Origin of the sequence: Simonsiella muelleri ATCC 29453 (genome assembly GCF_002951835.1) — a bacterium.
GTDB lineage: Bacteria > Pseudomonadota > Gammaproteobacteria > Burkholderiales > Neisseriaceae > Simonsiella > Simonsiella muelleri.
The window spans coordinates 167,156-191,571 of record NZ_CP019448.1 but is presented as its reverse complement, the minus strand read 5'-3'; the positions used below and the strand labels follow the sequence as shown (position 1 = coordinate 191,571).

The following is a 24,416-nucleotide window of genomic DNA, read 5'->3' as shown; positions in this document are numbered from 1 at the left end:
GCATTAATTTGGTTTCAGGCTGCCTGAAAGTGTTTATTTTATTTCATGATAAATAAGGCAAAACACACGCCCGTGATGAAAACATCACCCCCTAACTCATAGCGCAATCTCAATTGCACCAAAAAACAATATCAGCCGTTTAACTCAATTAAACGGCTGCTTCAATCAAATTGGGCGGATTATCCCAGTTTCAGGCTGCCTCGTCAAGCTTCTGTTTTTTCACGCAACGCGCTGTTTTTCTCAAACGACAACACCGCTTTTTGCGCCTCATTGTCCCAATCAATCGCCACATAACCCCCATCGACCAACCGCCCGAACAACAATTCATCAGCCAACGCCTTACGAATTTCTTCTTGAATCAAACGATTCATCGGACGTGCGCCCATTTGTGGATCAAAACCTTTTTCACCCAAATGATTACGCAACAACTTACCAAAAGTAACCTGTACTTTTTTGTCCAATAATTGCTGTTCCAATTGCAATAAAAACTTGTCCACCACACGCACAATCACTTCAGGCGATAACGGCGCAAATGGAATCATCGCATCCAAACGATTGCGGAATTCGGGTGTAAATTGTTTTTTAATATCAATCATTTCATCGCCGCGTTCTCGTTTACTGGTAAAACCAAAACTTGGGCGACTCAAAGCTTCTGCGCCTACATTAGTGGTCATGATGAGAATCACATTGCGAAAATCCGCGCTGCGTCCTGTGTTATCGGTCAATTTACCTGCGTCCATGACTTGTAACAACACATTGTAAATATCGCGATGGGCTTTTTCAATTTCATCCAATAACAAAACGCAATGTGGTTGTTTATTAATGGCTTCTGTTAGTAAACCGCCTTGTTCGTAACCAACGTATCCAGGCGGCGCACCAATCAAACGCGAAACCGCATGTGCTTCCATATATTCAGACATATCAAAACGTTGCAGTGGTACACCCAAAGCATACGCCAATTGTTTAGCCACTTCTGTTTTACCGACACCAGTCGGACCCGAAAACAAAAAACTGCCAATCGGTTTGTCAGGCAAACCCAACCCCGACCGCGACATTTTCACTGCCGAAACCAGCACATCAATCGCATTATCTTGACCAAAAACCATGTTTTTCAAATCACGTGCCAAATATTGCAACACTTGTTTGTCATCGTGCGACACAGTTTTTTCAGGAATCCGCGCCATTTTCGCCACGATGGTTTCTATTTGATTTTTGTCAATCGGATTGACGCGTTTTTCAGGCTGCCTGATGCGTTGCGCCGCACCAGCTTCATCAATAATATCAATGGCTTTGTCTGGCAAAAAGCGTTCATTAATGTATTTTGCGGACAATTCCGCAGCTGCCTGAAAAGCCTCATCGGTGTAGGTAACTTCATGATGTTGCTCAAACGCGGGTTTTAAACCTTGCAAAATCAACACAGTTTCTGCAATACTCGGTTCAACCACATCAATTTTTTGGAAACGGCGACTCAACGCGTGGTCTTTACTAAAAATGGTACGAAATTCTTCGTAAGTAGTTGCACCAATACAGCGAAGTTGTCCTTTTGCCAACGCGGGTTTGAGTAAATTACTCGCGTCCATATTGCTGTCTTGCGTGCTGCCTGCACCGATAATTGCATGAATTTCATCAATAAATAAAATGGCATTGGGAATTTGTGCCAATTCTTTCAACACCGCTTTCACACGCGCTTCAAAATCGCCACGATATTTCGCGCCAGCCAATAACGCGCCCATGTCTAATGAAAATACAATCGCATTTGCCAATACTTCAGGAATTTGTTTTTGTTCAATTAAATACGCCAAACCTTCCGCCAACGCGGTTTTACCCACACCCGCCTCACCCACCAAAAGTGGATTATTTTTACGGCGACGGCACAAAACTTGCAATAAACGCTCTATTTCCATTTTGCGCCCAATCAGTGGATCAATGCGACCAGCTTTCACTTCTTCATTTAAATTAACGGTATAAGCTTCTAATGGATTGTTATCCACGCTGCTTTCATCATCATTTTGACGCAATTGTGGCGAAGAATCGTGATTCAATGCACCAATACCATGCGCGACATAACGCAATAATTGGCTACGCGTAATCCCTTGTTTTTGTAAAAAATAAACCGCATGACTATCGTCTTCACTAAACAACGCTACCAACAAATCCATCGGCAATACTTCGCCTTTTTCAGCTTGCTGCACATGAATCATGGCACGTTGCATCACACGTTGAAAACCAAGCGTGGGTTGTGGCTCACTGATTTGCGATAAAGTAGGTGTAAATTGATGAATAGATTCTAGTAATTTAGCTTTCAAATCTTCCAAATTCGCATCACACTGCTGCAAAGCATGGCGCACCGTTTCGCTGTATTCAATCAATGCCAACAGTAAATGCTCCAATCCGACCATTTCGTGTCGCCATTGACTGGCTTCTTCATACATTTTTTGCAAAATACGTTCTAATTCATTGGCAATCATGATAATTCCTCTACAGTACACAATAAGGGAAAGCCAGCATCAGCAGCGAGAATCATCACTTGATGCTGTTTGGTTTGAGCCATATCGCGCGTGTAAACGCCACATAACCCTTTGCCGTGATGATGAATTTCCAGCATCACGGAAATAGCGCGTTCTTCAGGCTGCCTGAAAACGTCCATTAAAATTTGTACCACAAATTCCATTGTGGTGTAATCATCGTTAAGCAGATACACGCCATATTGTTTGGGTGGTGCGATTTGGTTTTGGCTAATTTGTTGAGCAGATTCAGTAATGGTCATAATAATTTGGTGATTTATGTTGTATTTTTTACTATTTTAATGAAAAATTTGCATTTCGCAAAACAAACCTTGACTATTTTCTCTAAAATCTGTAAAACGTCAAACCAGCGAAAGTTGCGCTGTCTGATGTGCTTAGTGGCTATTTGAACCGCCAGTTTTTCGCTGTTTTTTAAATTTTTTTGTATGAAAGTAACATAATTATGGCAACTGGTATTGTTAAATGGTTTAATGACGCTAAAGGTTTTGGTTTTATCACACCTGACGAAGGTGGCGAAGATTTGTTCGCACACTTCTCTGCGATTAATATGGAAGGCTTCAAAACTTTGAAAGAAGGTCAAAAAGTTTCTTTTGAAGTAACCACTGGCCCTAAAGGCAAACAGGCTTCTAATATCCAAGCAGCATAAACCCATAATTCCTAATTAATTATGATGATGGAAACGGCAGATTCAACTTAATCTGTCGTTTTTGTTTTCAGGCTGCCTGAAAATTTTTTGAAAATCTAATTGTTATGTCCACGCAACGCTCATTTTTAACCGATTATATCGCCCAACAATACGCCGTTTCACCTGAATTCTTATGGCGACATCACCCCAATTACGCAGTTTTCCGTCATGCACACAACCAAAAATGGTTTGCAATTATCATGCGTGTTTCAGGCAGTCTAATTGGTAAAAACAATGAAAATCAATATGATATTGTTAATTTAAAATTACCACCCGAATGGGTTACCCAATTGAGTGGGCAACAAGGTTTTGCGCCCGCTTATCACATGAATAAGCGACATTGGTTAAGCGTATATTTAGATAACTCTTTGCCTGAAAAACAATTATTGTCGTTACTACACGAAAGTTTTACCCAAACAAAATAGGCTGCCTGAAAATTGACCCCTCAATTAAAAACGTAGATAATCTGCCAGCCCATTACTTATCATTTTCAGGCTGCCTGAAACACATTCACACGAAAGAAATAACCATGAAATCCCCAGAACTCTTACTTCCCGCTGGCGGTTTAGAGCGCATGAGAACGGCTTTTGATTTTGGCGCAGATGCGGTTTATGCAGGTTCGCCACGCTATTCACTTCGTGCGCGAAACAATGAATTTGCCAAATTAGACGTTTTACAACAAGGCATTACCGAAGCCCATCAACGTGGCAAAAAATTCTTTTTAACCGTCAATACATTGCCACACAACTCCAAACTCAAAACATTCCACAGCGATATGCAACCCTTGATTGACATGAAACCAGATGCACTGATTATGGCCGACCCAGGCTTGATTATGCAAGTGCGTGAAAAATATCCCGAAATGCCAATCCATTTATCCGTACAAGCCAATACCACCAATTATTGGGGCGTGAAATTTTGGCAAAAAATCGGTGTGGAACGCATCATCTTGTCGCGCGAATTGAGTATGGACGAAATCGCCGAAATCCGCCAAGAATGCCCCGATATTGAATTAGAAGTATTTGTACATGGCGCATTGTGTATTGCGTATTCAGGGCGTTGTTTATTATCAGGATATTTCAACCATCGCGACCCCAATCAAGGCACTTGCACCAATTCTTGTCGTTGGGATTACAAAGTCCACAACGCCGAAGAAGATGAAATGGGCGATGCCAAATTATTGCAAGGTTTCCATTTTCAGGCAGCTCAAGACGATGCCAATTCTGCTTTTGAAGGCATCAATGGACAACAACGCCACCCAGCAGCCAACAAAGTTTTCTTGATTGAAGAAAGCAATCGCCCTGGCGAAATGATGCCCATTATGGAAGACGAACACGGTACTTATATCATGAATTCCAAAGATTTACGCGCGATTGAACAAGTGGCAAAGTTGGCGGAAATTGGCGTAGACAGCCTGAAAGTGGAAGGTCGTACCAAATCGGTTTACTACGTTGCGCGTGTCGCACAAGCCTATCGTAAAGCAATTGATGATGCAGTAGCAGGCAAACCATTTGATTATAGCTTGTTAGCCGAATTGGAAGGCTTGGCTAATCGCGGCTACACGTCAGGCTTTTTGGAACGCCACCAAACCCAAGATTATCAAAATTATTTGTATGGACATTCCATCGCCAAACAATCTCAATTTGTCGGACAAATCAGCGAAATTAACGAAGACGGTTGGGCTACCATTGATGTGAAAAACAAATTTTCAGTGGGCGATTTATTGGAAATTATCCACCCTAAAGGTAACCAGTTGATTAAACTAGAACAAATGAAACGAAAAGGCGAATTCGTGGACGTAGCAGCAGGTAACGGCATTCAAGTGCAAATCCCCAATATGTATGGTCGCGAAAAAGCACTTGTGGCGCGTGTGATTCAAAACGATAATTCTTCTTTATAATGAAGTAGTTAATATTTTTCAGGCTGCCTAATTAATCTTAGGCAGCCTAAAAATCATTTCTTTTGATAAAATAACCTAAAAGCTTCACCTAACATATATTAATTTATTATTTATTAAACTCATTACATTTTAAAGGTAAACAAAATGATTCCTTTTGACGCAAACACGATTAGCATTGAACAAACTTTAATCAATATGCTACATATTGATGGTGCAATGGCGGTTGCTATTGTAGATGCTAACACAGGATTTATGCTCGGTTCACTCAGTAAATCGCGTGAAGAGATGGATTTAGAATACGCATCTGCCAGCAATACCGAGCTATATCATGCTAAACAACGCATTATGAAATCATTGGGCATCAACGAAAAAATTGAAGATTTTTTGATTACACTGGAAACTCAATATCATATTTTGGTTCCTGCCAATCATTTAGATGGTATTTTCGTGTATTTTGTCTTAAGTAAAAACAAAGGTACTTTGGCACTGGCGCGTAGGCGTTTAAAAGATTTAATTTTACAAATGGAAATTGTGTAATCTACATTCAGGCAGCCTGAAATAATATTTTTAGAAAGAAAACCATTTGAAAAACTGGATTTTATTCACATCATTGGGTTTAAGCACGTTGTTGACATTTGCCAATGTTGCTAGACCTAATGAGAAATCCAGTAAAAGCGAAGCACCGTTCGTGACCAAAGCCAGCAAAATGGATTTTGAAATCACACACACAAGCAAACCGAAAACCATTAAAGTAAGAACCTGTATTCACAACCAAGCGTGATGTCTTTTTGCCCCATTTAGCACGCCTGCTGCGTTGAATTTTATGCCAATAGGAACGGCTATTGGCATAAAATTCGCCTGACATTCGCACCAACTGGGACAAAAATCCATTTCATGTTGGCTATGAATACAGGTTCTAAGAATTTGGTTTTTGGGTCAAGATGAGGTAACAGAAATAACGGACAAGGGTATCTGGGTTGTATATCGCCACCATCGTGAGTTTTTCTGTATTAAAATAGCTTGAAATTATTCCAACTAGCCCAATGTATGCGTTATGAAATTTTCTAATCCGTTCCGCAAAGGAAAAAAAATGTCTGAACAAAATCAAAATACTGAAAACGAAAATCCCGAAGTATTGGACGCTGAAAACGAAGAAAACACGCCCCCCACTTACGAAGAATTGCAAGAGCGCATTGCCGAATTAGAAGGTATGTTGCAAGATGAAAAATTACGCGCTTTGGCAAATGAGCAAAATTTAAATCGCCGTTTCCAAGAAGAATTGCAAAAAACACATAAATTTGCCGCGCAAAATTTCGCTGCCGAAATGTTGACCGTGAAAGATTATTTGGAAATGGCATTGCAGGATCAAAGTGGTAATTTTGATGCGATGAAAATGGGTGTCAGCATGACGCTGGACGTGTTGAAAAAAGCCTTTGAAAATACAAAAATTCAAGAAATTAACCCACAAAAAGGCGACAAATTAGATCCACATCAACATCACGGTATGCAAGAAGTAGAAGCCGATGACGTGGAAACTGGTGCGATTGTGAGTTTACTGAAAAAAGGTTACACCATGCACGACCGAGTATTGCGCCCTGCCATGGTTACCGTTGCCAAAGCCAATCAACCCGTTGAAAATCAATCATAATCTCTTTTCAGGCTGCCTTTATTTTCAGGCAGCCTGAAAATTATTTTATTTATTATTGTCATTAAATCCATGTCTCGCATCGCCCAATTACCCAATCATCTCATCAATCAAATTGCCGCAGGCGAAGTGGTAGAACGCCCAGCCAATGCACTCAAAGAAATTCTAGAAAACAGTTTAGATGCTGGCGCAAGCCAAGTTTCTGTGGAAATTACAGGCGGCGGCATTAAACTCATTCGCGTAACCGATAACGGTAGTGGCATTCACGCTGATGATTTACCTTTGGCTTTATCGCGCCATGCTACCAGTAAAATCAAAAACTTATCTGATTTAGAACACGTTCGCAGCATGGGTTTTCGCGGCGAAGGCTTGGCGAGCATTGCATCGGTTTCGCGCTTAACACTGACCAGCCGTACCGCCGAACTTCCTCACGCCCACGAAATTCGCGCCGAAGATGGTGTACTAAGCCCCATCGCTGCCGCATCTCACCCCATCGGCACAACCGTAGAAGTGTGCGAATTGTTTTTCAACACACCCGCCAGACGACAATTTTTGAAATCCGAAAACACTGAATACGCCCATTGTGCCACTATGCTAGAACGTTTGGCGTTGGCGAATCCACAAGTTGCTTTCTCATTGAAAAATAATGGGAAATCTGTATTCAATTATCCAGCGCAAACTTTAGCGCAACGCGTGGGTACAATTGTGGGAGAGGATTTTCAGGCTGCCTGTTTGCCTGTGGACAGCGGCGAAAACATATTGCGCGTACACGGTTTTGTCTCCAAACCAACTTTTGCAAAAGGCAAATCAGATATGCAATTTTGCTTTGTCAACAATCGTTTTGTGCGCGACAAAGTCATTTTACATGCCGTCAAACAAGCCTATCGGGACGTGTTGCATAATCAAATCGTGCCTGCTTTTGTATTATTTTTGGACATTCCACCCGAACTGGTTGACGTGAACGTCCACCCGACCAAAACCGAAGTCCGTTTTCGTGATAGCCAAGCGGTGCATCAATTAATTTTTCATAATTTAAACAAAGTACTGGCAGAAACTCGTGCTGATGTAACCGACAGCGTGAGCAATGCAGGCGACATTTTGCATGAACGCATTTTACCAAACGACACATTTTCAGGCAGCCTGAAAAGTGAAAATTCAAATAATTATTCAAATAATCAAAAAGTTGCACCTGCTAATTATGCGGCTTTTCGTGCGCCTATTCAGCGCAATTTATCGCTCAAAGAAAGTCGCGCTGCCATGAACACCTACGCTGAACTTTATCGCCAAGACAATGAATTAGCCGAATTAGAACAAACACGCTTGAACGTCGCACCAGAAAATCCAAAAAATAATCATGTTGAGAATCAAGAATATCCATTGGGTTTTGCGTTGGCACAATTATTGGGAATTTATATTTTGTCGCAAACATCAGAGGGTTTGATTTTGGTGGATATGCACGCCGCGGCGGAGCGCGTGAATTATGAAAAAATGAAAACACAGCGACTTTCAGGCAGCCTGAAAACACAAATGTTATTGATTCCAATGAGATTTCAAGCCACACACGAAGAACGTGCCACGCTCGCCGACCATGCAGACACATTACACGAATATGGTTTGCAATTGCAGGATTTGGGTGATGGGCAAATTGCCATTCTCGCCATCCCCGCGATGTTGGGGCAAGCGGACGCGGTGGCGTTGGCGCAAGATGTATTGCGCGAGTTAGCTTGCGTAGGCAGTTCACAAATTGTTGAAAAACTGGAAAATCAAATTATCAGCACGATGGCGTGTCATGGCTCGGTACGCGCTGGGCGACAACTTACGCAGCCTGAAATGAATGCCCTACTTCGCGATATGGAAAACACGCCACGCAGCAATCAATGCAACCACGGACGACCCACTTGGGTACGATTGGCATTGACCGATTTGGACGCGTTGTTTTTGCGTGGGCAATAATATTTTCAGGCTGCCTGAACATATTTTCCTAAAAAATTAATTTGTTACAGTGGCACGAATTAATTTTTCAGCATTTGCCAAATTATTTTCTACATCGCTGTATTCAATTTTCGTGCCTTGAATCACGGTGCGCGTGTCGTTGAACACCACTTGTACCTTACCGCCAACTTCCGTAACCAACACACGTAACGGCAATTGTAACGCCAGTTCAGGGTCTTTAATCATCAAAGGCGTACCTGCTTTAGGTGTCCCAAAAATGATGACTTTGGCAGGCTGCATGGTTAAACCGACTTTTTTGGCGGCATCTTGGTGGTCAATGGTGGCAAACACAGTCATGCCTTTGCTCTGCACGGCTTGGGTCAAACGCACCACGGTTTCATCAAACGAATATTGGCTGGTCAAAGTATGGGTCATATGGCTGATTTCCTGATGAGAAATAGACGGTTGCAACGACATTTGCACGCACGCGCTTAGAGTCATTGCAGTAAAAATAGGCACAATAATAGAACGCATCATATTCATTCTCCAATAGAATTTGAATTTATTTTTTCAGGCTGGCTTGTTGGCTTGTCATAACACGACAATTTTGCCAACAACACAAAATTTTATCATGTATGGCAAGGCTGCCTGACATTTTATTTTCACAAAAATGGAATTTTAAAAACACGATAGCCAAATTTTTCTATATTCACATCGTTGAATTCAATGAATCTGCATAACATATTAAGATTAGCGACTTTTCGCAATTTTGTTTTACCAAATGCCAAGCGTTTAATGCCACCTTTGCCATTTTTTTCGTATAACCGCAAATAACCGTCTTTTATGGAAATTTGTCCAACATCTTGGCGTGGTAGGTGTTTTTTACCAAGGACGATTTGATTACGTCCCAGTTGCACATCACCAAATGCCAAAATTTCGCCTGCATCAAATAGTTGATTTAACATATGCATACTGTTTTTATAAATATAGGTTTCGGTAGCGGTAATGATTTCATTATTGCGATGAAAATTAGATGAAATCTTGTAGTTATGACCATCATTTTCAATAAAAACAGTAACATGTGGAAAAAATCGCCACCGCAAAAAACCAATACACCAGCGACGCACGTAAATTTGTGTAAACTCATTGAATAAAATAACCTGTGTATTGCTAAATAGGCGTTTTTGTACAATTCCGTTTTCGTACATATCCACACGCGCCCAAATATAATCCAGTAATAAATACAATGTGATACCGCCTAATACTGCACCACCAATGATTTCATTGACTGTGATGCTTTGTCGCGATGGAAACACCAAAATCAATGCTGGAATCAATATCAATGCCGTCCAACACGCAAAACGAATGGGTGATTTTTTGGAGCGAAAAAGTAATGTACCCAGTTGTTCAGGAAGTTTCATTTTTCTGACCTTAAAATTTTTAGTTGTTCCTACAGAATGTTTTAAATATGGACAAAATTCTTGCTGATTTCAAGTATTTTCAGGCAGCCTTTTTGATGATGAATATATAGCTTACTGTTTTTTAGCCACAAATGTTATTGCTATGTTGTAAGCCATAACCAGTAACATGACCACCAAAAATGAAGTAGCAGAGATTTCCCAGCCATGATAGAAAATTTGATTACTTAATGAAAATAATAATTTAAATGCAACAAAATACAACAAAATCACGGCAACTTTTTCCATCATTGCGCTGTATTGCTTGAATGCAATCAAAGCAAAATATAAGGTTCGCACATTCATTATCGCGAGCATCGCCGCCATATAAGCCAACCAAGGGTCGCGCGAAATTACCAAAACCGCAGGCATGCTGTCTAACGATAACATCATGTTGCTTAATTCAATGACTGCCAAGCACACCAGTAATGGCGTAGCTACTAATTGATTTTGTTTAATTTTTTTTATGGTGCTGTTGAGGTTTGTTGCATTTTTGCCAACCAGTTTCACATCAGGATACGTTGCTTGTGCTTGACATAACGTATCGTTTTTTAAGAAAAAATAATTTTGATGTAAACGTGGAAACACAGGAAACAAACGTTGCATCCAAGCATAACCAAAATGTTCCGAATAATCTTCGTCGCTTGCATCTATTTGATTATTCTTTAATTTAAAGTAGCCAGATGCCGCAATTGCCAACATGAACAAAATTTCTACCATCATGCCCATATTCAAAAAAATTGCACCCACCAACACAAAAATGATTTGAAACAATGCCGTTACTGCTACGCCTCTACGTAATACCCGATAATGCAATGAGGTTGGAATCTGAAACCACGCAAAAATCGCCATCATGACCACCACATTATCCAACGATAAAATTTGCCATAAAGTGTAGCCTGAAAAAAAAGCCATAGCCGTGTCATGCCCGTATCGCCACCCGCAATAAATTCCAAATAATATCGCCACCGCCACCCAAAATGCCGACCAACACAAAGCTTGTTTAGGCAAAATTTCACGATGATGACGGTGCGCCCATCGCTCTAGTGCCAATGCACTCATAAACAATACGGTAAAAATAACAACCGTTTCCATCGGAAAACCAAAAGAAATCAAAGACATATAAATTAAATTCCCAATAATTAAAATAACTGAATTTAGTAAACCGCGTGATTATAACGAAAGATTTTATTTTATCCAAACAATTTCACCTACTGATGGGTTGGCAAATAGTTAGAATCTTTGCAAAACCCTATTTTGAGGTATATTTTTAAGGTTTTGCAAAGGTTTCAGGCAGCCTGAAATCATTTTCTGTTAAAATAACGCCATTATTTTTTAAGGAAAATCAAAATGTCTATTGCAAACAATCGCAAGGCTTTTCATGATTATTTTATTGAAGAGCAAATTCAAGCAGGTTTGGTGCTGGAAGGCTGGGAAGTAAAAGCCATTCGCGCGGGTCGCGTACAATTGAAAGAAAGCTATATCTATTGGAAAAAAGACGCATTTTATCTAGTCAGTTGCCATATTACGGCTTTGCCTACCGCATCAAATCATGTGAAACCCGATCCCATTCGTCCGCGTAAGTTATTATTAAATCAGCGCGAAATCAACAAATTAATCGGTAAAACCGAACGCGCAGGCTACACCATCGTTCCACTCAATATGCACTTTCATCGTGGCAAAATCAAAATGGATATCGGTTTGGCAAAAGGCAAAAAATTGCACGATAAACGCGAATCAAGCAAAGAAGCGGATTGGAAACGCGAAAAACAACGTTTGATGAAACACGCCAGATAATTCAATATGTTTTCAGGCTGCCTGAAAATTATTTACATCAAAAATATTAAGAACCTGTGTTCATCATCTTAATAGCTTGCTTTTACCGCCATTTCATACGCCTACTGCGTTGGCTTAAAAAGCCACTTTGTATTCGCAAAAATTATCAATAAAATCAAGTTATCAATCTTACGAATACAGGTTCTAAATAAACAGAGAAATTCCCATGTACACCGCCATCATCGCTTTTGGTAGTAATCTAGAAAATCCAACACAACAAGTTCTCCAAGCCGCACAACGTGTGGCTCAACAGCCTGAAATTATTCAATTTATTCTATCGCCATTGTATCGAACCACTCCTGTGGGCTACACCGACCAACCCGATTTCATCAACGCTGTGGCGCAAGTGCAAACCAATGTATCACCAGCAACTTTGTTGGTGTTGCTGCAAAACATTGAAAATGAGTTTGGGCGTGTCCGCACGTTTCGCAATGCGCCGCGCACGTTAGATTTAGATATTATTGATTTTAATCATGAAAATATTCAGACCGATACTTTAGAATTGCCACATCCACGCGCTCATTTACGCAGTTTTGTGATGCAACCTTTGGCACAAATTGCCCCCAATTATGCCATTGGCACACATGGTACAGCCACCGAATTAGCCGAACAATTGGGTAATGATGGCATTGAAATAGTGGTGATAAAATAAGAACCTGTATTGATAATCTTAATAGCTTGCTTTTATCGCCTAATCCCGATATTGGCTTAAAAAGCCGCCTTATATTTGCAAAAATTATCAATAAAATCAAGTTATCAATCTTACGAAAACAGGTTCTTAAAATACTACATTCATAAAATCATTAAATTCTATTGTTCAGGCAGCCTGAAAACATGAACACGTTAAAATCCAGTATTTTTCTTTTTATTTTTTTAATCAGTCCATTATCGGTCGCGCAAACCACTTATATTTGTCTGATTCACGGTAAACCAGCCTACACTACCATCAAACAAGATGCCACTTGCAAACCGTCCATCATCAACGGCATCAGTGAAACAGATACCAATCAGTTTGCGCCACCGATTCAAGTCGCCAGCAATGTGGCGTTGCCAGCCGAAGCCGTGTCTGCACCAGTTGCCAGCAACGATGCCAATGATGCCATTGCCAAAATTTGGACAGACTATGAATACGGTTCGTATGACCGCACGCCCATTTTGCCACCACCGACTCCGCGTGTAGAAAAGATAGAATCTTTACCGCCAGTTACGTCATCACACAAAACCCAATCCGCCAACAAAAACACCGCGCCAATTGTGCATCGTCCCACGTTTCAAATTCAATATAAACCGTCAGTTGCGCCTGTGATGAGTCGGCATCAAGTCTTGAATCAAGAAATTCAAAATGAACAGGCTGCGCTCAAAGCCGCACAATCTCAATTGGAAATCGCTAAAAAACGCAATAATATGGCGGCTATTTACAAAATCAGCAATATTATTCGTGAACGTCAACAAAATATTCAATCATTGCAACGTGAATTTTCACGATGATTGTGTTTTCCAGCTAATTGCCAAATTGTACAAATCTTTTTTGTTTGCGCCTGTGATTTTGGCGGCAAGTTCAGCGGCTTGTTTGGTGGGTAATTCGGCGGTTAAAATGTTCATCACATTTTGCGCGTGTTCAGGCAGCGTGTCGGTTTTTTCTTTGATGGCGGCATGAATCAGTAACACCATTTCGCCACGTGATTGGTTGCTGTCATTTTTTAAGGCTGCCTGAATATCGCGCACGCTGCCTGAAAGAAACGTTTCAAAGGTTTTGGTCATTTCTCGCGCCAACATGATTTTACGTTCGGGGAAAATGTGCATCATATCGTCCAAAGTGGCGGCGATGCGGTGTGGCGTTTCAAAAGCGATAATCGCGTAATCTGCGTTTTGCCAGCGTTCAAATAACTTGATGCGTTCGCCTGATTTTGGGGGTAAAAATCCATGAAAATAAAAATTGGGTTCAGTAACGCCCGCCACGCTCAATGCGCCCATCACGGCAGACGCGCCCACTACTGGCACGACTGAAAATCCCGCTTCACGCACACGGGTTGCTAATTTTGCGCCTGGGTCGCACACGGCGGGTGTTCCCGCGTCTGAGATTTGTGCCACGCTTTGTCCGTTTTCTAAGGCGGTGATGATTTTGTCGGCCATTTGTTGTTCGTTGTGTTCACGCACGGAAATTAGTTTGGCTTGAATGCCATAAGCGGACAACAATTGTGCAGAGACGCGCGTGTCTTCGGCACACACTAAATCGGCTTTTTGCAACACGGCAAGGGCGCGTAGCGTGATGTCGGCGAGATTGCCAATGGGTGTGGCGACAATGTAGAGTGTTTGTGGTTGAATGCTGTCTAGGGCTTTTTGGAAATGTTTTTGCATGGTTTAACTTTCAGGCTGCCTGAAAAATGAAGTGGGTATTTTATAGAGAAAATGTGGCTTTTTCAGAATAATTTAATTCACAATCACATTTTCTTCGCCCAACAAGGCTTCCAATTGCAACAAAAAATCAGTGGATAAACCCATACGCCATTTTGCACTTGGCAATAAAATGCCTTTGGCTTGTTCATTTTCATAATTTAATTTTAATGAAATGCGGTGCTCATTATTTTTTTGTTGATTTTGTTGCAGAATTTGCATTAATTTTGCTACATCGCAACTTGGATTCACATTCAATGACAAACCCCGCGCATATGCCACACGTGCTTCATTTTGCGTGTATACCGCATTTGCTGAAATCCGCAACGCCCCCAATTCGCCCGAATACGTGTCTTCGGAAATCCGACAATCTGCAATCAAAATTTGGTCGGTTTTGAGTGCATCTTTGGATAAATTATCCAATGCTTCGCCACGTACAATCACTTCTTGGCTGGCGGTATTGTCTTCCAATGTGATGGCGATGAATTTGCCATTTTTGCCCATGATGGTGCGAATTTGGGTGGCGAAACCTGCAATCAATTGCGTATGTTGCGCGGGACGTAATTGGGCTAATGGCGTTTTGCTGAATTGACGGACTTCGGCGCGATGTGGTTCAAATGGATGTCCGCTTAAATAAAAACCAATAGCTTGTTTTTCTTCGGCTAATTTTTGTGATTCGCTCCATGCTTTTTCAGGCAGCATTTCTAATTCTTCAATTGCATCGTCCAGCATATCAAACAAACCACCTTGATTGGCATTATTGGCTTTTTGATCGGCGTTTTGCAACGCGAGTTCTACATTGGCTAACAATAAGGCGCGATTTGTCTCTAAACCATCAAATGCACCGCCACGAATCAGAGCCTCAATGGTACGGCGATTGATGTGTTGTTTGCCCACACGCTCGCAAAAATCAAATAAATTTTTGAACTTACCCCCCGATTCACGCGCCGCGACAATAGCATTAACTGCAGCTTCGCCCGTACCTTTGATTGCACCGAGTGCGTAGCGGATTTGTTTTTGGTTATTGGGAACGAATCGGTAGTATGATTCATTCACATCTGGCGGTAAAAACGTGATGCCATTTAATTTACTACGTGCATCATCATAAAAAATTTTCAATTGGTCGGTGTTATCCAATTCACTGGACATGGTTGCTGCCATGAATTCAGCAGGATAATGTGCTTTGAGCCATGCTGTCTGAAACGAAACGTAAGCATAGGCGGCGGCGTGAGATTTATTGAAACCGTAGCCTGCGAATTTTTCCATGTAATCAAAAATTTCATCGGCTTTTTCACGATTAATGCCTTGTTTGGCAGCACCTTGGGCGAAAATGTCGCGGTGTTTGACCATTTCTTCTACTTTTTTCTTACCCATGGCACGGCGCAACAAATCCGCGCCACCCAATGAATAACCGCCAATGACTTGGGCTGCCTGCATCACTTGTTCTTGATAAACCATAATCCCGTAAGTCGGTTCAAGCACAGGCGCGAGTAAAGGGTGCATATATTCAAATTTTGCGCCTTTCATGCGTGCAATAAAATCAGGAATCAAGTCCATAGGACCAGGACGATACAACGATACAAATGCAATAATTTCTTCTAAATTGGTGGTTCGGGCTTGCGAGAGCATTTTTTTCATACCCGATGACTCAAATTGGAAGACAGCGGTTGTGTTGGCATCGCGGAAAATTTGATAAGCGGCTTGGTCGTCCAGTGGTGCGATATTGACATCGTTCACGTCAATATCTTTACCTGTGGTTTGCTTGATGAAATTTTGCGCCATTTCAATAATGGTCAAATTTCGTAAACCCAAAAAGTCAAATTTTACCAAACCAATTTCTTCTACATCGCCTTTGTCATACATGGAAACAGGTGATGCGTGTTCATCGGCTTGATACACGCCACAAAAATCGGAAATTTTGCCTGGTGCAATCAATACACCACCTGCGTGCATACCCAAATTACGCGTTAAATCTTCCAATTTCATTGCCAAATCCATTAATTCTTCGGCTTCTTCTTCTTTGACGATTTGCATCATTTCGGGTTCAGTAGCAATCGCTTTTTCTAAATGGAGCGGTTTATTTTGCACAATTGGCACAAGTTTGGACAATTTATCGCACAAACCAAACGGCAATTGCAACACACGTCCCACGTCTCGAATCACCGATTTGGACGACAATGTACCAAATGTGACAATTTGGCTAACGGCATCTTTGCCATATTTTTCACGTACATATTCAATTACTCGTCCGCGATTGGCTTGACAAAAGTCAATGTCAAAGTCGGGCATGGACACGCGTTCTGGATTCAAAAAACGTTCAAACAATAGCGAGTATTTCAATGGGTCAAGGTCGGTAATTTTCAATGAATACGCTACCAATGAACCCGCACCCGAACCACGTCCAGGTCCCACAGGGCAACCGTTTTGTTTCGCCCAATTGATGAAATCTTGCACAATCAGAAAATAACCTGGAAAACCCATTTGAATGATGGTATTTAATTCAAAATCCAAACGTGCTTGGTATTCAGGCAGCCTTTGGGCGCGTTCGGTTTCATTGGGGTAGAGTGTATCTAGGCGTTCTTGCAGACCCAAATTAGATAAATGAATAATGTAATCATCTAAATTCATGCCATCGGGTGTGGGAAATTGGGGCAGAAAATTTTTGCCCAAAGTCAGTGTGAGATTACAACGTTTGGCAATTTCTACGCTGTTTTGCAAAGCTTCGGGGATATCCGCAAAACGCGACAACATTTCATCTGGTTGAATAAAATATTGGCTGGCGACAAATTCGCGTGGGCGTTTGGGGTCGGTCAATGTCCAACCATTTGCGATGCAGACGCGAGTGTCATGTGCTAAAAAATCATTGGGTTGTAAAAATTGTGCGGCGTGAGTTGCCACCACAGGCAAATCCAATTTTGCTGCTATTTTCAGGCTGCCTGAAACATAAGTTTCCCATTCTGGTTTTTCAGGCAGCCTTTGTAATTCCAAATAAAACGCGTTGGGAAACCAAGTGGCATATTTTTGCGCGGCGATTTGAGCGGCGTCATCGTGTCCGAGCATGAGTTGGCTGCCGACTTCGCCCATGTGTGCGCCAGACAAACAAATTAAGCCAGAATTATCGCCTTCAGCTAGCCAATCTTCTAATAATTCAGGGGGTTGATGATTGTGTTGATGGGTATGGGCTTGGGTGAGCAATTCGGATAGACGTGTGTAGCCTTTTTCGTTGCGAATCAACAACAAAGCACGATATGGATTATCGGGTTTATGAGGGTTGTGAATGCGAACGTCCGCGCCCATGATGGGTTTGATGCCTGCGTTACGACAGATTTTGTAGAATTTGAGTAGCCCAAATGTGTTCATTAAATCAGTCAAACCCAGTGCGGGCAAACCAAATTTGGCGGCGGTTTGGGCAAGCTCTTTCAGGCGAATGGTGCCGTCTATGATGGAAAATTCGGAATGTATGCGTAGGGGAATATAGTGTGCTTGTGCCATTTTCAGGCTGCCTTTGGGGTGATTTGAATGGGTGAATTTTAACATTTTTTGAATGAGATTATTTTTGTAATGGATTCTGTTTCAGGCTGCCTGAAAATGATTGTGGCAAATATGCTGTTTTTTGTGGCGCAATATTTATTGCACGAAACAACATTTTTTAGATTACAATCCGTATCTTTCATTAGAAAAATAGTTGGATAGGTTTAATTAATATGTATAACAAAGAGTTAGCGTGTTCGGCGCAAGAAAGTTTTTTAAGTAGTGTTCATTGCGTGGTCAATTCGGTTAGTAGTCCTTTGTGGGATTGGCTGGTGTGGATTTTGATTGGTGTGGGTTTATTTTTCACGATGAGTACGGGATTTGTGCAATTGCGTCTATTTGGTCGAAGCATCAAAGAGATGACGGGCAGCCGCCAAAATCCGTCTGATCCACATGGCATCACGGCATTTCAAGCATTTGTGGTGGGTTTGGCGAGTCGTGTGGGAACGGGCAATATTGCTGGTGTGGCAATTGCGATTACCACAGGTGGGCCAGGTGCGGTGTTTTGGATGTGGCTGACGGCATTAATTGGCATGAGTTCGGCGTTTGCAGAATCCAGTTTGGCGCAATTATTCAAAATTCGTGATAAAAACACGGGTTTATTTCGTGGTGGCCCAGCGTATTACATTGAACAAGGTTTGGGACAAAAATGGTTGGGCGTGGTGTTTTCCATCAGTTTGGTTTTGTGTTTTGGTTTGGTGTACAACGCGATTCAAGCGAATATGATTGGTGTTTCTATTCAATCAGTTACGCATCTTGATGAAATGGCATGGAAAGGGCAAAATTTTCATCACATCGTAGCGGTGGTTTTGACGCTGTTGGTTGCGCCGATTATTTTTGGTGGACTAAAACGCATCTCATTGGTGGCAGAAGGCATGGTGCCTGTGATGGCTGGTTTGTATTTATTGATGGCAATTTGGGTAATGCTGACTCATTTGAGTGCTATTCCTGCGATGTTGCAATTGATTTTTACAGACGCATTTACATTTAAAGCGGCAGGTGGCGGTTTATTAGGTGGATTGATTTCGCAAGCAATGATGTTGGGGATTAAACGCGGTTTGTACTCCAACGAAGCGGGGCAAGGTTCTGCGCCTAATGCGGCGGCGGCGGCTGATGTGAAACACCCAGCATCACAAGGTTTGATTCAGATGTTGGGTGTGTTTGTGGACACAATTATTGTGTGTTCTTGCACGGCGTTTATTATTTTATTGGCTGACCCTGCGGTTTTGGCGGCAGCAAAAGGCAATGGCATGATGTTGACACAATCGGCATTGGTGCATCACGTCGGCGAATGGGGACGTTATTTCCTGATGGCAGTTTTGCTATTATTCTGTTTTTCCACGATTATTGGTAATTATGCTTATGCAGAATCAAACGTACAATTTATTGCCAACAATAAAATTGTTTTATTGATTTTCCGTTTATTGGCGTTGGGATTTGTGTATTTTGGCGCGGTGAGTCAATCGGATTTGGTATGGGATTCGGGGGATTTGATGATGGGGATTATGGCGTTGATTAATTTAGTGGTGATTGCACTGTTGTACAAATTGGTGTTGTTGCTGGCAAAAGATTACACGGTAAAATTGAAATTGGGCAAAGACCCTGAATTCAAATTATCCGAACACCCTGTATTAAAACGTAAAATTAAAAATAATATTTGGTAATTGAATGGATGCAGCCTGAAAGTACACGACAAAAAAATCTTTCAGGCTGCCTGAAAATGTGAGCCATTGTTTTACAAATATATTTTTGAATAAGGATAAATTCATGATGCAATTAGAAGAAACGCAAATTGCCAGTCGCACCTTATTAGAAGGTGGTTTTTTGAATATTTATCAAGACACTGTGCGTTTACCCAATGGTGGGGAATCCAGTCGTGTGGTGGTGCGTCATTCGGGCGCGACTTGTGTATTGGCGGTAACCGATGATGACCAAGTGGTGTTGGTACGTCAGTGGCGATATGCAACGGGTGGCGCATTATTGGAAGTACCTGCTGGCAAATTGGACGTGGGCGAAGACCCAGCACAATGCGCATTACGCGAATTGGCAGAAGAAACCCCATATTGTGCAGAACAAGTTGAATTTGTGATGAAATTTTATACTGCACCTGGATTTTGTGATGAAGTGATTCATTTGTATCGTGCAGTGAATATTCGTGCCGAAAGCACCTTATCGCCAGACCAAGATGAATTTGTAGAAACCGTATTGATGGGGCGTGCTGAAGTTCAGGCAGCCATCAAAAATGGTGAGATTTGTGATGGCAAAACATTGATTGCCTTGCAATATTGGTTAAGTGAAAAGGTATAGTCATTTTCACGTTGACAACGCTCTCATGTATTATTTTTACACGGAGAGCGTTGTTTTCTTGTAATTTTTTATTTTAAATGACTATATATTAATTTTGTCGTAATTTCCAACCTTTTCGTAATAATCCATATGCTATTGCCGATACACTTAAGGCAAATCCCCAAGTGATTGCCAATGATAATGTGGGTGATGTGTCGGATACGCCAAAAAATGCATAACGAAATCCATCAATTAAATAAAAAATTGGATTTACATGACTCACGGTTTGCCAAAATGTGGGCAAGCTGTGTAGCGAATAAAATACACCAGACAAAAAAGTTAAGGGCATAATCAGAAAATTTTGAAATGTCGCCAATTGGTCAAATTTTTCCGCCCAAATCCCAGCAATTAAACCCAATGATGCCATCAACAGGCAGCCTGAAAGCACAAACATTAACGCTAAAATTCCGTGCGCAGGAAATGGCAAACCAAATGGTGCCATCGCCAATAAAACCCCAAATCCGACCATCAAGGCGCGTACCATCGCCGCAGCCGTATATGCGCTAAATAATGTGAATGGTGAAAGCGGTGTCAGCAAAATAAATACCAAATTTCCCGTTAAACGTGATTGCATCAAGCTGGATGATGTGTTGGCAAACGCATTTTGCGTTATGCTCATCATTGCCAATCCAGGAATCAAAAATGCGTTGTACGAAACATGGGGTAAGGCTTCGATATGTTGCCCAATGGCATGAGCAAAAATCAGTTGATATAAAATGGCGGTTAAAATAGGCGAGCCAATGGTTTGCAACCATACTTTTGTGAAACGCCTAACTTCTTTAAGAAATAAAGTATAAAATCCAATCATATTAATGCCAATTGCTCCGTATTGAGACTCAAAAAAATGTGTTCTAAATCATTTTCTAAAATGTGCATTTTGTGAATATGAATGCGGGCATTTTTCAGGCAGCCTAAAAGTTCGGCGATTTGATTGTAATCCTTTAATTCAACAATAAATGTATTAGATTCAATAAGTTGAATGCAATATATTTGCCAGTTTTCAGGCAGCTTGTCTGATAATTGTAATTGAATACGCACATTTTGTTCCGCATTTAATAAATGTTCGGTTGTGTCCAATGCGACTAATTTGCCTTGTTTGAGCATGGCAATTCGTCCGCAATATTGTTCGGCTTCTTCTAGGTAGTGGGTAGTCAGGATAATGGTGTGCCCTTGTTGATTGAGGGTTTGCATAAATGCCCACAAGCTGTGGCGCAACTCCACGTCCACACCTGCTGTGGGTTCGTCCAAAATAATCAGTGGCGGACGATGTACAAGGGCTTGTGCGACCATCACACGGCGTTTCATGCCACCTGATAAATTGCGTAAATTGGTATTGGCTTTGTCTGTTAGGCCTAGATGATGCAGCATTTCGTCAATCCAATCATTGTTTTTGCGAATGCCGAAGTAGCCTGATTGGATTTGTAAAATTTGGCGTACATTGAAAAATGGGTCAAACACCAATTCTTGTGGGACTAACCCCAAATTCATACGCGCTTGCGTAGATTGCATTTGCACGTCATACCCCATGACTTGAATGCTGCCTGAAGAGAGTCGATTCAGTCCTGCAATGGCGGAAATGAGAGTGGTTTTGCCCGCACCGTTTGCGCCTAGTAAGGCAAAAAATTCGCCTTGTTGCACATCAAAACTAACGCCTTTAAGTGCAGTGAAGCCGTTGGCGTATGTTTTAACCGCTTGATTGATGGTTAATGCGTTCATGGTTATGTGAATTTTGTATTGAATACGTTATTATACACGAAAGATTTTTCAGGCAGCCTGAAAAGGAAATCATCACAAAAATGAATGGAAATAAAAGCACGATGGTAAACATCAATTCATTGAAAAATTGTTATTGGAAATGCTGAATTTTGATGAAATAATGAGTGTACCATTTCATGTTTTATCGTTATGGTTAATTAACATTAACAAAAATAATTAATTAATATGAAACAACAAAATCTTATTGTGCGTGGTATTTATCGCCACTACAAAGGCAATCTCTACGAAGTTTTGGAAATAGCCAAACACAGTGAAACCGAAGAAGAATTAGTGGTTTATCGTGCATTGTATGGTGATTATGGTGTGTGGGTGCGACCGCTTGGTGTGTTCACCGAGACAATAAATGGTGTGCCGCGTTTTGCATTGGAGCGTGCCTTTTGATGATACGCGTAGCGAATGTAAGTGATTGTGTTGCGTTAGCCGAATTGGATTCGTATGATAATCCATCTGCGTGGACGGTCAAACAGTTTCAGGCAGCCTGCGAATCTGTGCATGACTCTGTATTAATTCATGAAAATGAATATGGTGAGTGCATGGGATTTATTGTGTGGCAGACAATTTGCGATGAAATGGAGCTGCATTTGATTGCAACTGCGCCAAAATTTCGCCGTCAAGGTGTGGCGAGTGCATTGTTGGCACAAATGTTTCAGGCTGCCCGTCATCAGCAAATCAGCCGCATTTTGTTAGAAGTTCGTGTCAGTAATGTTGTTGCACAAACGTTGTACACGCAATTTGGGTTCCACGAAATCGCCTTACGCAAACGGTATTACAATAACACGGAAGATGCTGTAATCATGGAGAAAATATGTTAGATAGCCGCTATATTCATCTACATGAAGCCTTAGGGTTGGGCGCAATGTGGCTTAAACAAAGTGCGAAAATCATTGGTCAGCTTGAAAATCGCGAGTTATTGTCTGCACGTGTACCACATTCGCCGCCCATGGTTAAGCGAAAAGAACAGTCTAAAACCATATCGGCATCGCGTTTGGCGGTGTTGCAAAAAATCAACAGTGCCACGTTACAACCCGAAACGCTGCCTGAAAACAATGCGCCTATTTTGCCAAAATATTCTACTGATTCAGTTGAAAATTATCTGAAAATCTTATCAGTACCCAAAGCGCGAGTGATGGCGTTAAGCGTGTGTGCATCGCCTGCAGATGTGGTGGCGGGTCAATTATTAAGCGGTTCAGACGGTGAATTGTTCACGAAAATGTTAGCGGCTATCCAATTGAATCAAAAAGATGTTTGGTTAAGTTCATGGCTGAAAGATTTGCCTGACTTCAGCCCGAAACCGCCAACCGAAGCCGTTCAGGCAGCCGCGCCACGCGTTCAAGCAGAATGGCAATTGTGTGGTGCAAAAGCTTTGTTGTTGATGGGCAATTTTTTTGAGCGCGACGATGTGAAAGCGCAATTACCTGTTGCCCCAACGTTTTACATTCCCCACCCTCAGCGCATTTTGAATGATCCAACCTTAAAACGCAGCGCGTGGGAAACGTTGCAACAATTACAGCAATTTCTTCAGGCAGCCTGAAAACACACGGAATTAAAACAATGCAAAAAAATCTGAATGTTGCAGTGATACAAATGGTGTCATCACACAATGTGGCGGACAATCTGAACGCTGCACAAAAATATATTGCCCAAGCCGCCGAACAAGGTGCAGATTGGGTGTTATTACCTGAATATTGGGCGATTATGGGGCAACACGACACCGACAAAATCGCCATTGCTGAACCGTTTGGGCAAGGACAATTGCAACGTGCCATGAGTCAATGGGCAAAGCAGTACCAAATCATTTTATTTGGCGGTTCAATTCCATTACAAAGTCATGAAAATAATAAAATTTTTAATACGATGTTGGTGTATGGGCGAGATGGTGAATGTGTGAGTCGCTACGATAAAATTCACTTATTTGGTTACCAAAATGATAAAGAACATTACGCCGAATCCAATACCATCATTGCAGGTAACACTTTGCCACAATTGAAGATTGATGGTTGGCGTGTGGCACAAGGCATTTGTTATGATTTGCGTTTTCCTGAATTTTTTCGTTTGCAACAGCCTTTTGATGTAATTTTGCTGCCAGCTGCATTCACGCATACGACGGGCATGGCACATTGGGAATTGTTATTGCGAGCGCGAGCGGTGGAGAATCAATGTTATGTGATTGCATCGGGGCAAGGTGGTAAACACAGTAACGGTCGTCGCACGTTTGGGCATAGTATAATTATTGATCCGTGGGGCGAAGTGGTAGCGATGCTGCCTGAAAATGCAGGCGTGGTGATGGCGCAGATTCAAGCGCAACGTGTGGCGGAGGTTCGGGAAAAATTGCCAGCATTACAACACATTATTTTTAAATAGAATTTTTTTGATAGTCATTATTCATCAT

General features: G+C 41.6%; 25 protein-coding genes. 16 read left to right on the top strand and 9 right to left on the bottom strand.

Translation table 11 applies throughout. The features are described from left to right. Positions 1 to 203: 203 nt before the first annotated feature. Both clpA and BWP33_RS00945 read right to left on the bottom strand, forming a co-directional pair. The gene (gene clpA, locus BWP33_RS00950) at positions 204 to 2,468 is read right to left on the bottom strand and encodes an ATP-dependent Clp protease ATP-binding subunit ClpA (protein WP_002641239.1); all 2,265 of its coding nucleotides are present in this window, start codon (positions 2,466 to 2,468) and stop codon (positions 204 to 206) included. After that, a complete protein-coding gene (locus BWP33_RS00945; RefSeq protein WP_398408239.1) occupies positions 2,465 to 2,785 on the bottom strand; it encodes an ATP-dependent Clp protease adaptor ClpS in 321 nt (106 codons plus the stop codon). The genes clpA and BWP33_RS00945 overlap by 4 nt, the downstream gene beginning before the upstream one ends. A 182-nt stretch (positions 2,786 to 2,967) precedes the next feature. Here BWP33_RS00945 and BWP33_RS00940 point away from each other — a divergent pair, with 182 nt between their 5' ends. The 7 genes from BWP33_RS00940 (at position 2,968) to mutL (ending at position 8,708) form a co-directional block, all read left to right on the top strand. Further along, positions 2,968 to 3,171 (top strand): cold-shock protein, encoded by a 204-nt coding sequence (locus BWP33_RS00940; protein ID WP_002641241.1) that lies wholly within the window; start codon positions 2,968 to 2,970, stop codon positions 3,169 to 3,171. A gap of 104 nt (positions 3,172 to 3,275) precedes the next feature. Further along, positions 3,276 to 3,635 carry an MmcQ/YjbR family DNA-binding protein gene (locus BWP33_RS00935; protein WP_002641242.1) on the top strand — a complete coding sequence of 120 codons (360 nt, stop codon included), beginning with the start codon at positions 3,276 to 3,278 and terminating at the stop codon, positions 3,633 to 3,635. A 104-nt stretch (positions 3,636 to 3,739) separates the two neighbouring features. Continuing rightward, complete coding sequence (gene trhP, locus BWP33_RS00930) at positions 3,740 to 5,110, top strand: prephenate-dependent tRNA uridine(34) hydroxylase TrhP (RefSeq protein WP_002641243.1); 1,371 nt, start codon at positions 3,740 to 3,742, stop codon at positions 5,108 to 5,110. Positions 5,111 to 5,254: 144 nt separating this feature from the next. Then, entirely contained in the window at positions 5,255 to 5,647 is a 393-nt protein-coding gene (locus BWP33_RS00925) for a hypothetical protein (RefSeq protein WP_002641244.1), read from the top strand. 46 nt (positions 5,648 to 5,693) lie between these two features. Continuing rightward, positions 5,694 to 5,891 carry a hypothetical protein gene (locus BWP33_RS00920; RefSeq protein WP_040628513.1) on the top strand — a complete coding sequence of 66 codons (198 nt, stop codon included), beginning with the start codon at positions 5,694 to 5,696 and terminating at the stop codon, positions 5,889 to 5,891. 309 nt (positions 5,892 to 6,200) lie between these two features. Continuing rightward, on the top strand, positions 6,201 to 6,758 hold the full coding sequence (gene grpE, locus BWP33_RS00915) for a nucleotide exchange factor GrpE (protein WP_002641245.1): 558 nt from the start codon (positions 6,201 to 6,203) through the stop codon (positions 6,756 to 6,758). Positions 6,759 to 6,827: 69 nt separating this feature from the next. Continuing rightward, positions 6,828 to 8,708: a DNA mismatch repair endonuclease MutL gene (gene mutL, locus BWP33_RS00910; protein WP_002641246.1), complete on the top strand. Its 1,881-nt coding sequence runs from the start codon at positions 6,828 to 6,830 to the stop codon at positions 8,706 to 8,708. A gap of 36 nt (positions 8,709 to 8,744) precedes the next feature. On the opposite strand, the gene BWP33_RS00905 is transcribed toward mutL, so the two are convergent. The 3 genes from BWP33_RS00905 to BWP33_RS00895 all read right to left on the bottom strand — a co-directional run bounded on the left by BWP33_RS00905 (position 8,745) and on the right by BWP33_RS00895 (position 11,266). Beyond that, positions 8,745 to 9,164, bottom strand: a complete 420-nt coding sequence (locus tag BWP33_RS00905; protein WP_224451249.1) for a DUF302 domain-containing protein — start codon at positions 9,162 to 9,164, stop codon at positions 8,745 to 8,747. 185 nt (positions 9,165 to 9,349) lie between these two features. Continuing rightward, positions 9,350 to 10,108, bottom strand: a complete 759-nt coding sequence (locus BWP33_RS00900) for a DUF6585 family protein (protein WP_002641248.1) — start codon at positions 10,106 to 10,108, stop codon at positions 9,350 to 9,352. A 111-nt stretch (positions 10,109 to 10,219) separates the two neighbouring features. Then, complete coding sequence (locus tag BWP33_RS00895; protein WP_002641249.1) at positions 10,220 to 11,266, bottom strand: TerC family protein; 1,047 nt, start codon at positions 11,264 to 11,266, stop codon at positions 10,220 to 10,222. Between the two features lie 228 nt (positions 11,267 to 11,494). Between BWP33_RS00895 and smpB the strand changes: the two genes are divergently transcribed. The 3 genes from smpB to BWP33_RS00880 all read left to right on the top strand — a co-directional run bounded on the left by smpB (position 11,495) and on the right by BWP33_RS00880 (position 13,468). Continuing rightward, on the top strand, positions 11,495 to 11,941 hold the full coding sequence (smpB, locus tag BWP33_RS00890) for an SsrA-binding protein SmpB (protein WP_002641250.1): 447 nt from the start codon (positions 11,495 to 11,497) through the stop codon (positions 11,939 to 11,941). A gap of 205 nt (positions 11,942 to 12,146) precedes the next feature. Continuing rightward, complete coding sequence (gene folK / locus BWP33_RS00885) at positions 12,147 to 12,632, top strand: 2-amino-4-hydroxy-6-hydroxymethyldihydropteridine diphosphokinase (protein WP_002641251.1); 486 nt, start codon at positions 12,147 to 12,149, stop codon at positions 12,630 to 12,632. A 182-nt stretch (positions 12,633 to 12,814) separates the two neighbouring features. Continuing rightward, positions 12,815 to 13,468, top strand: a complete 654-nt coding sequence (locus BWP33_RS00880) for a hypothetical protein (RefSeq protein ID WP_002641252.1) — start codon at positions 12,815 to 12,817, stop codon at positions 13,466 to 13,468. Here BWP33_RS00880 and rsmI read toward each other — a convergent pair. Together rsmI and dnaE are read right to left on the bottom strand one after the other, a co-directional pair. Further along, positions 13,460 to 14,338, bottom strand: coding sequence for a 16S rRNA (cytidine(1402)-2'-O)-methyltransferase (gene rsmI, locus BWP33_RS00875; RefSeq protein ID WP_002641253.1), 879 nt, complete (start codon positions 14,336 to 14,338; stop codon positions 13,460 to 13,462). The genes BWP33_RS00880 and rsmI overlap by 9 nt on opposite strands. A gap of 72 nt (positions 14,339 to 14,410) precedes the next feature. Further along, complete coding sequence (dnaE, locus tag BWP33_RS00870; protein WP_002641254.1) at positions 14,411 to 17,866, bottom strand: DNA polymerase III subunit alpha; 3,456 nt, start codon at positions 17,864 to 17,866, stop codon at positions 14,411 to 14,413. Positions 17,867 to 18,078: 212 nt separating this feature from the next. Here dnaE and BWP33_RS00865 point away from each other — a divergent pair, with 212 nt between their 5' ends. Together BWP33_RS00865 and BWP33_RS00860 are read left to right on the top strand one after the other, a co-directional pair. Next, entirely contained in the window at positions 18,079 to 19,569 is a 1,491-nt protein-coding gene (locus BWP33_RS00865) for an alanine/glycine:cation symporter family protein (protein ID WP_002641255.1), read from the top strand. A 106-nt stretch (positions 19,570 to 19,675) separates the two neighbouring features. Beyond that, positions 19,676 to 20,212, top strand: a complete 537-nt coding sequence (locus BWP33_RS00860; protein ID WP_040628641.1) for an NUDIX hydrolase — start codon at positions 19,676 to 19,678, stop codon at positions 20,210 to 20,212. A gap of 88 nt (positions 20,213 to 20,300) precedes the next feature. Here BWP33_RS00860 and BWP33_RS00855 read toward each other — a convergent pair whose 3' ends face one another. Both BWP33_RS00855 and BWP33_RS00850 read right to left on the bottom strand, forming a co-directional pair. After that, complete coding sequence (locus BWP33_RS00855) at positions 20,301 to 21,059, bottom strand: ABC transporter permease (protein WP_002641257.1); 759 nt, start codon at positions 21,057 to 21,059, stop codon at positions 20,301 to 20,303. Further along, complete coding sequence (locus BWP33_RS00850) at positions 21,056 to 21,967, bottom strand: ABC transporter ATP-binding protein (protein ID WP_002641258.1); 912 nt, start codon at positions 21,965 to 21,967, stop codon at positions 21,056 to 21,058. The genes BWP33_RS00855 and BWP33_RS00850 overlap by 4 nt, the downstream gene beginning before the upstream one ends. A gap of 225 nt (positions 21,968 to 22,192) precedes the next feature. Here BWP33_RS00850 and BWP33_RS00845 point away from each other — a divergent pair, with 225 nt between their 5' ends. From BWP33_RS00845 to BWP33_RS00830, 4 genes are read left to right on the top strand one after another with little or no spacing between them, the layout of a single operon-like run. Next, on the top strand, positions 22,193 to 22,408 hold the full coding sequence (locus tag BWP33_RS00845; protein WP_002641259.1) for a DUF1653 domain-containing protein: 216 nt from the start codon (positions 22,193 to 22,195) through the stop codon (positions 22,406 to 22,408). Continuing rightward, complete coding sequence (gene rimI, locus BWP33_RS00840) at positions 22,408 to 22,839, top strand: ribosomal protein S18-alanine N-acetyltransferase (RefSeq protein ID WP_002641260.1); 432 nt, start codon at positions 22,408 to 22,410, stop codon at positions 22,837 to 22,839. The genes BWP33_RS00845 and rimI overlap by 1 nt, the downstream gene beginning before the upstream one ends. Next, positions 22,833 to 23,558: a uracil-DNA glycosylase family protein gene (locus tag BWP33_RS00835; RefSeq protein WP_002641261.1), complete on the top strand. Its 726-nt coding sequence runs from the start codon at positions 22,833 to 22,835 to the stop codon at positions 23,556 to 23,558. The genes rimI and BWP33_RS00835 overlap by 7 nt, the downstream gene beginning before the upstream one ends. A gap of 20 nt (positions 23,559 to 23,578) precedes the next feature. Then, a complete protein-coding gene (locus tag BWP33_RS00830; protein WP_002641262.1) occupies positions 23,579 to 24,388 on the top strand; it encodes a carbon-nitrogen hydrolase family protein in 810 nt (269 codons plus the stop codon). The last annotated feature ends 28 nt before the right edge of the window (positions 24,389 to 24,416 follow it).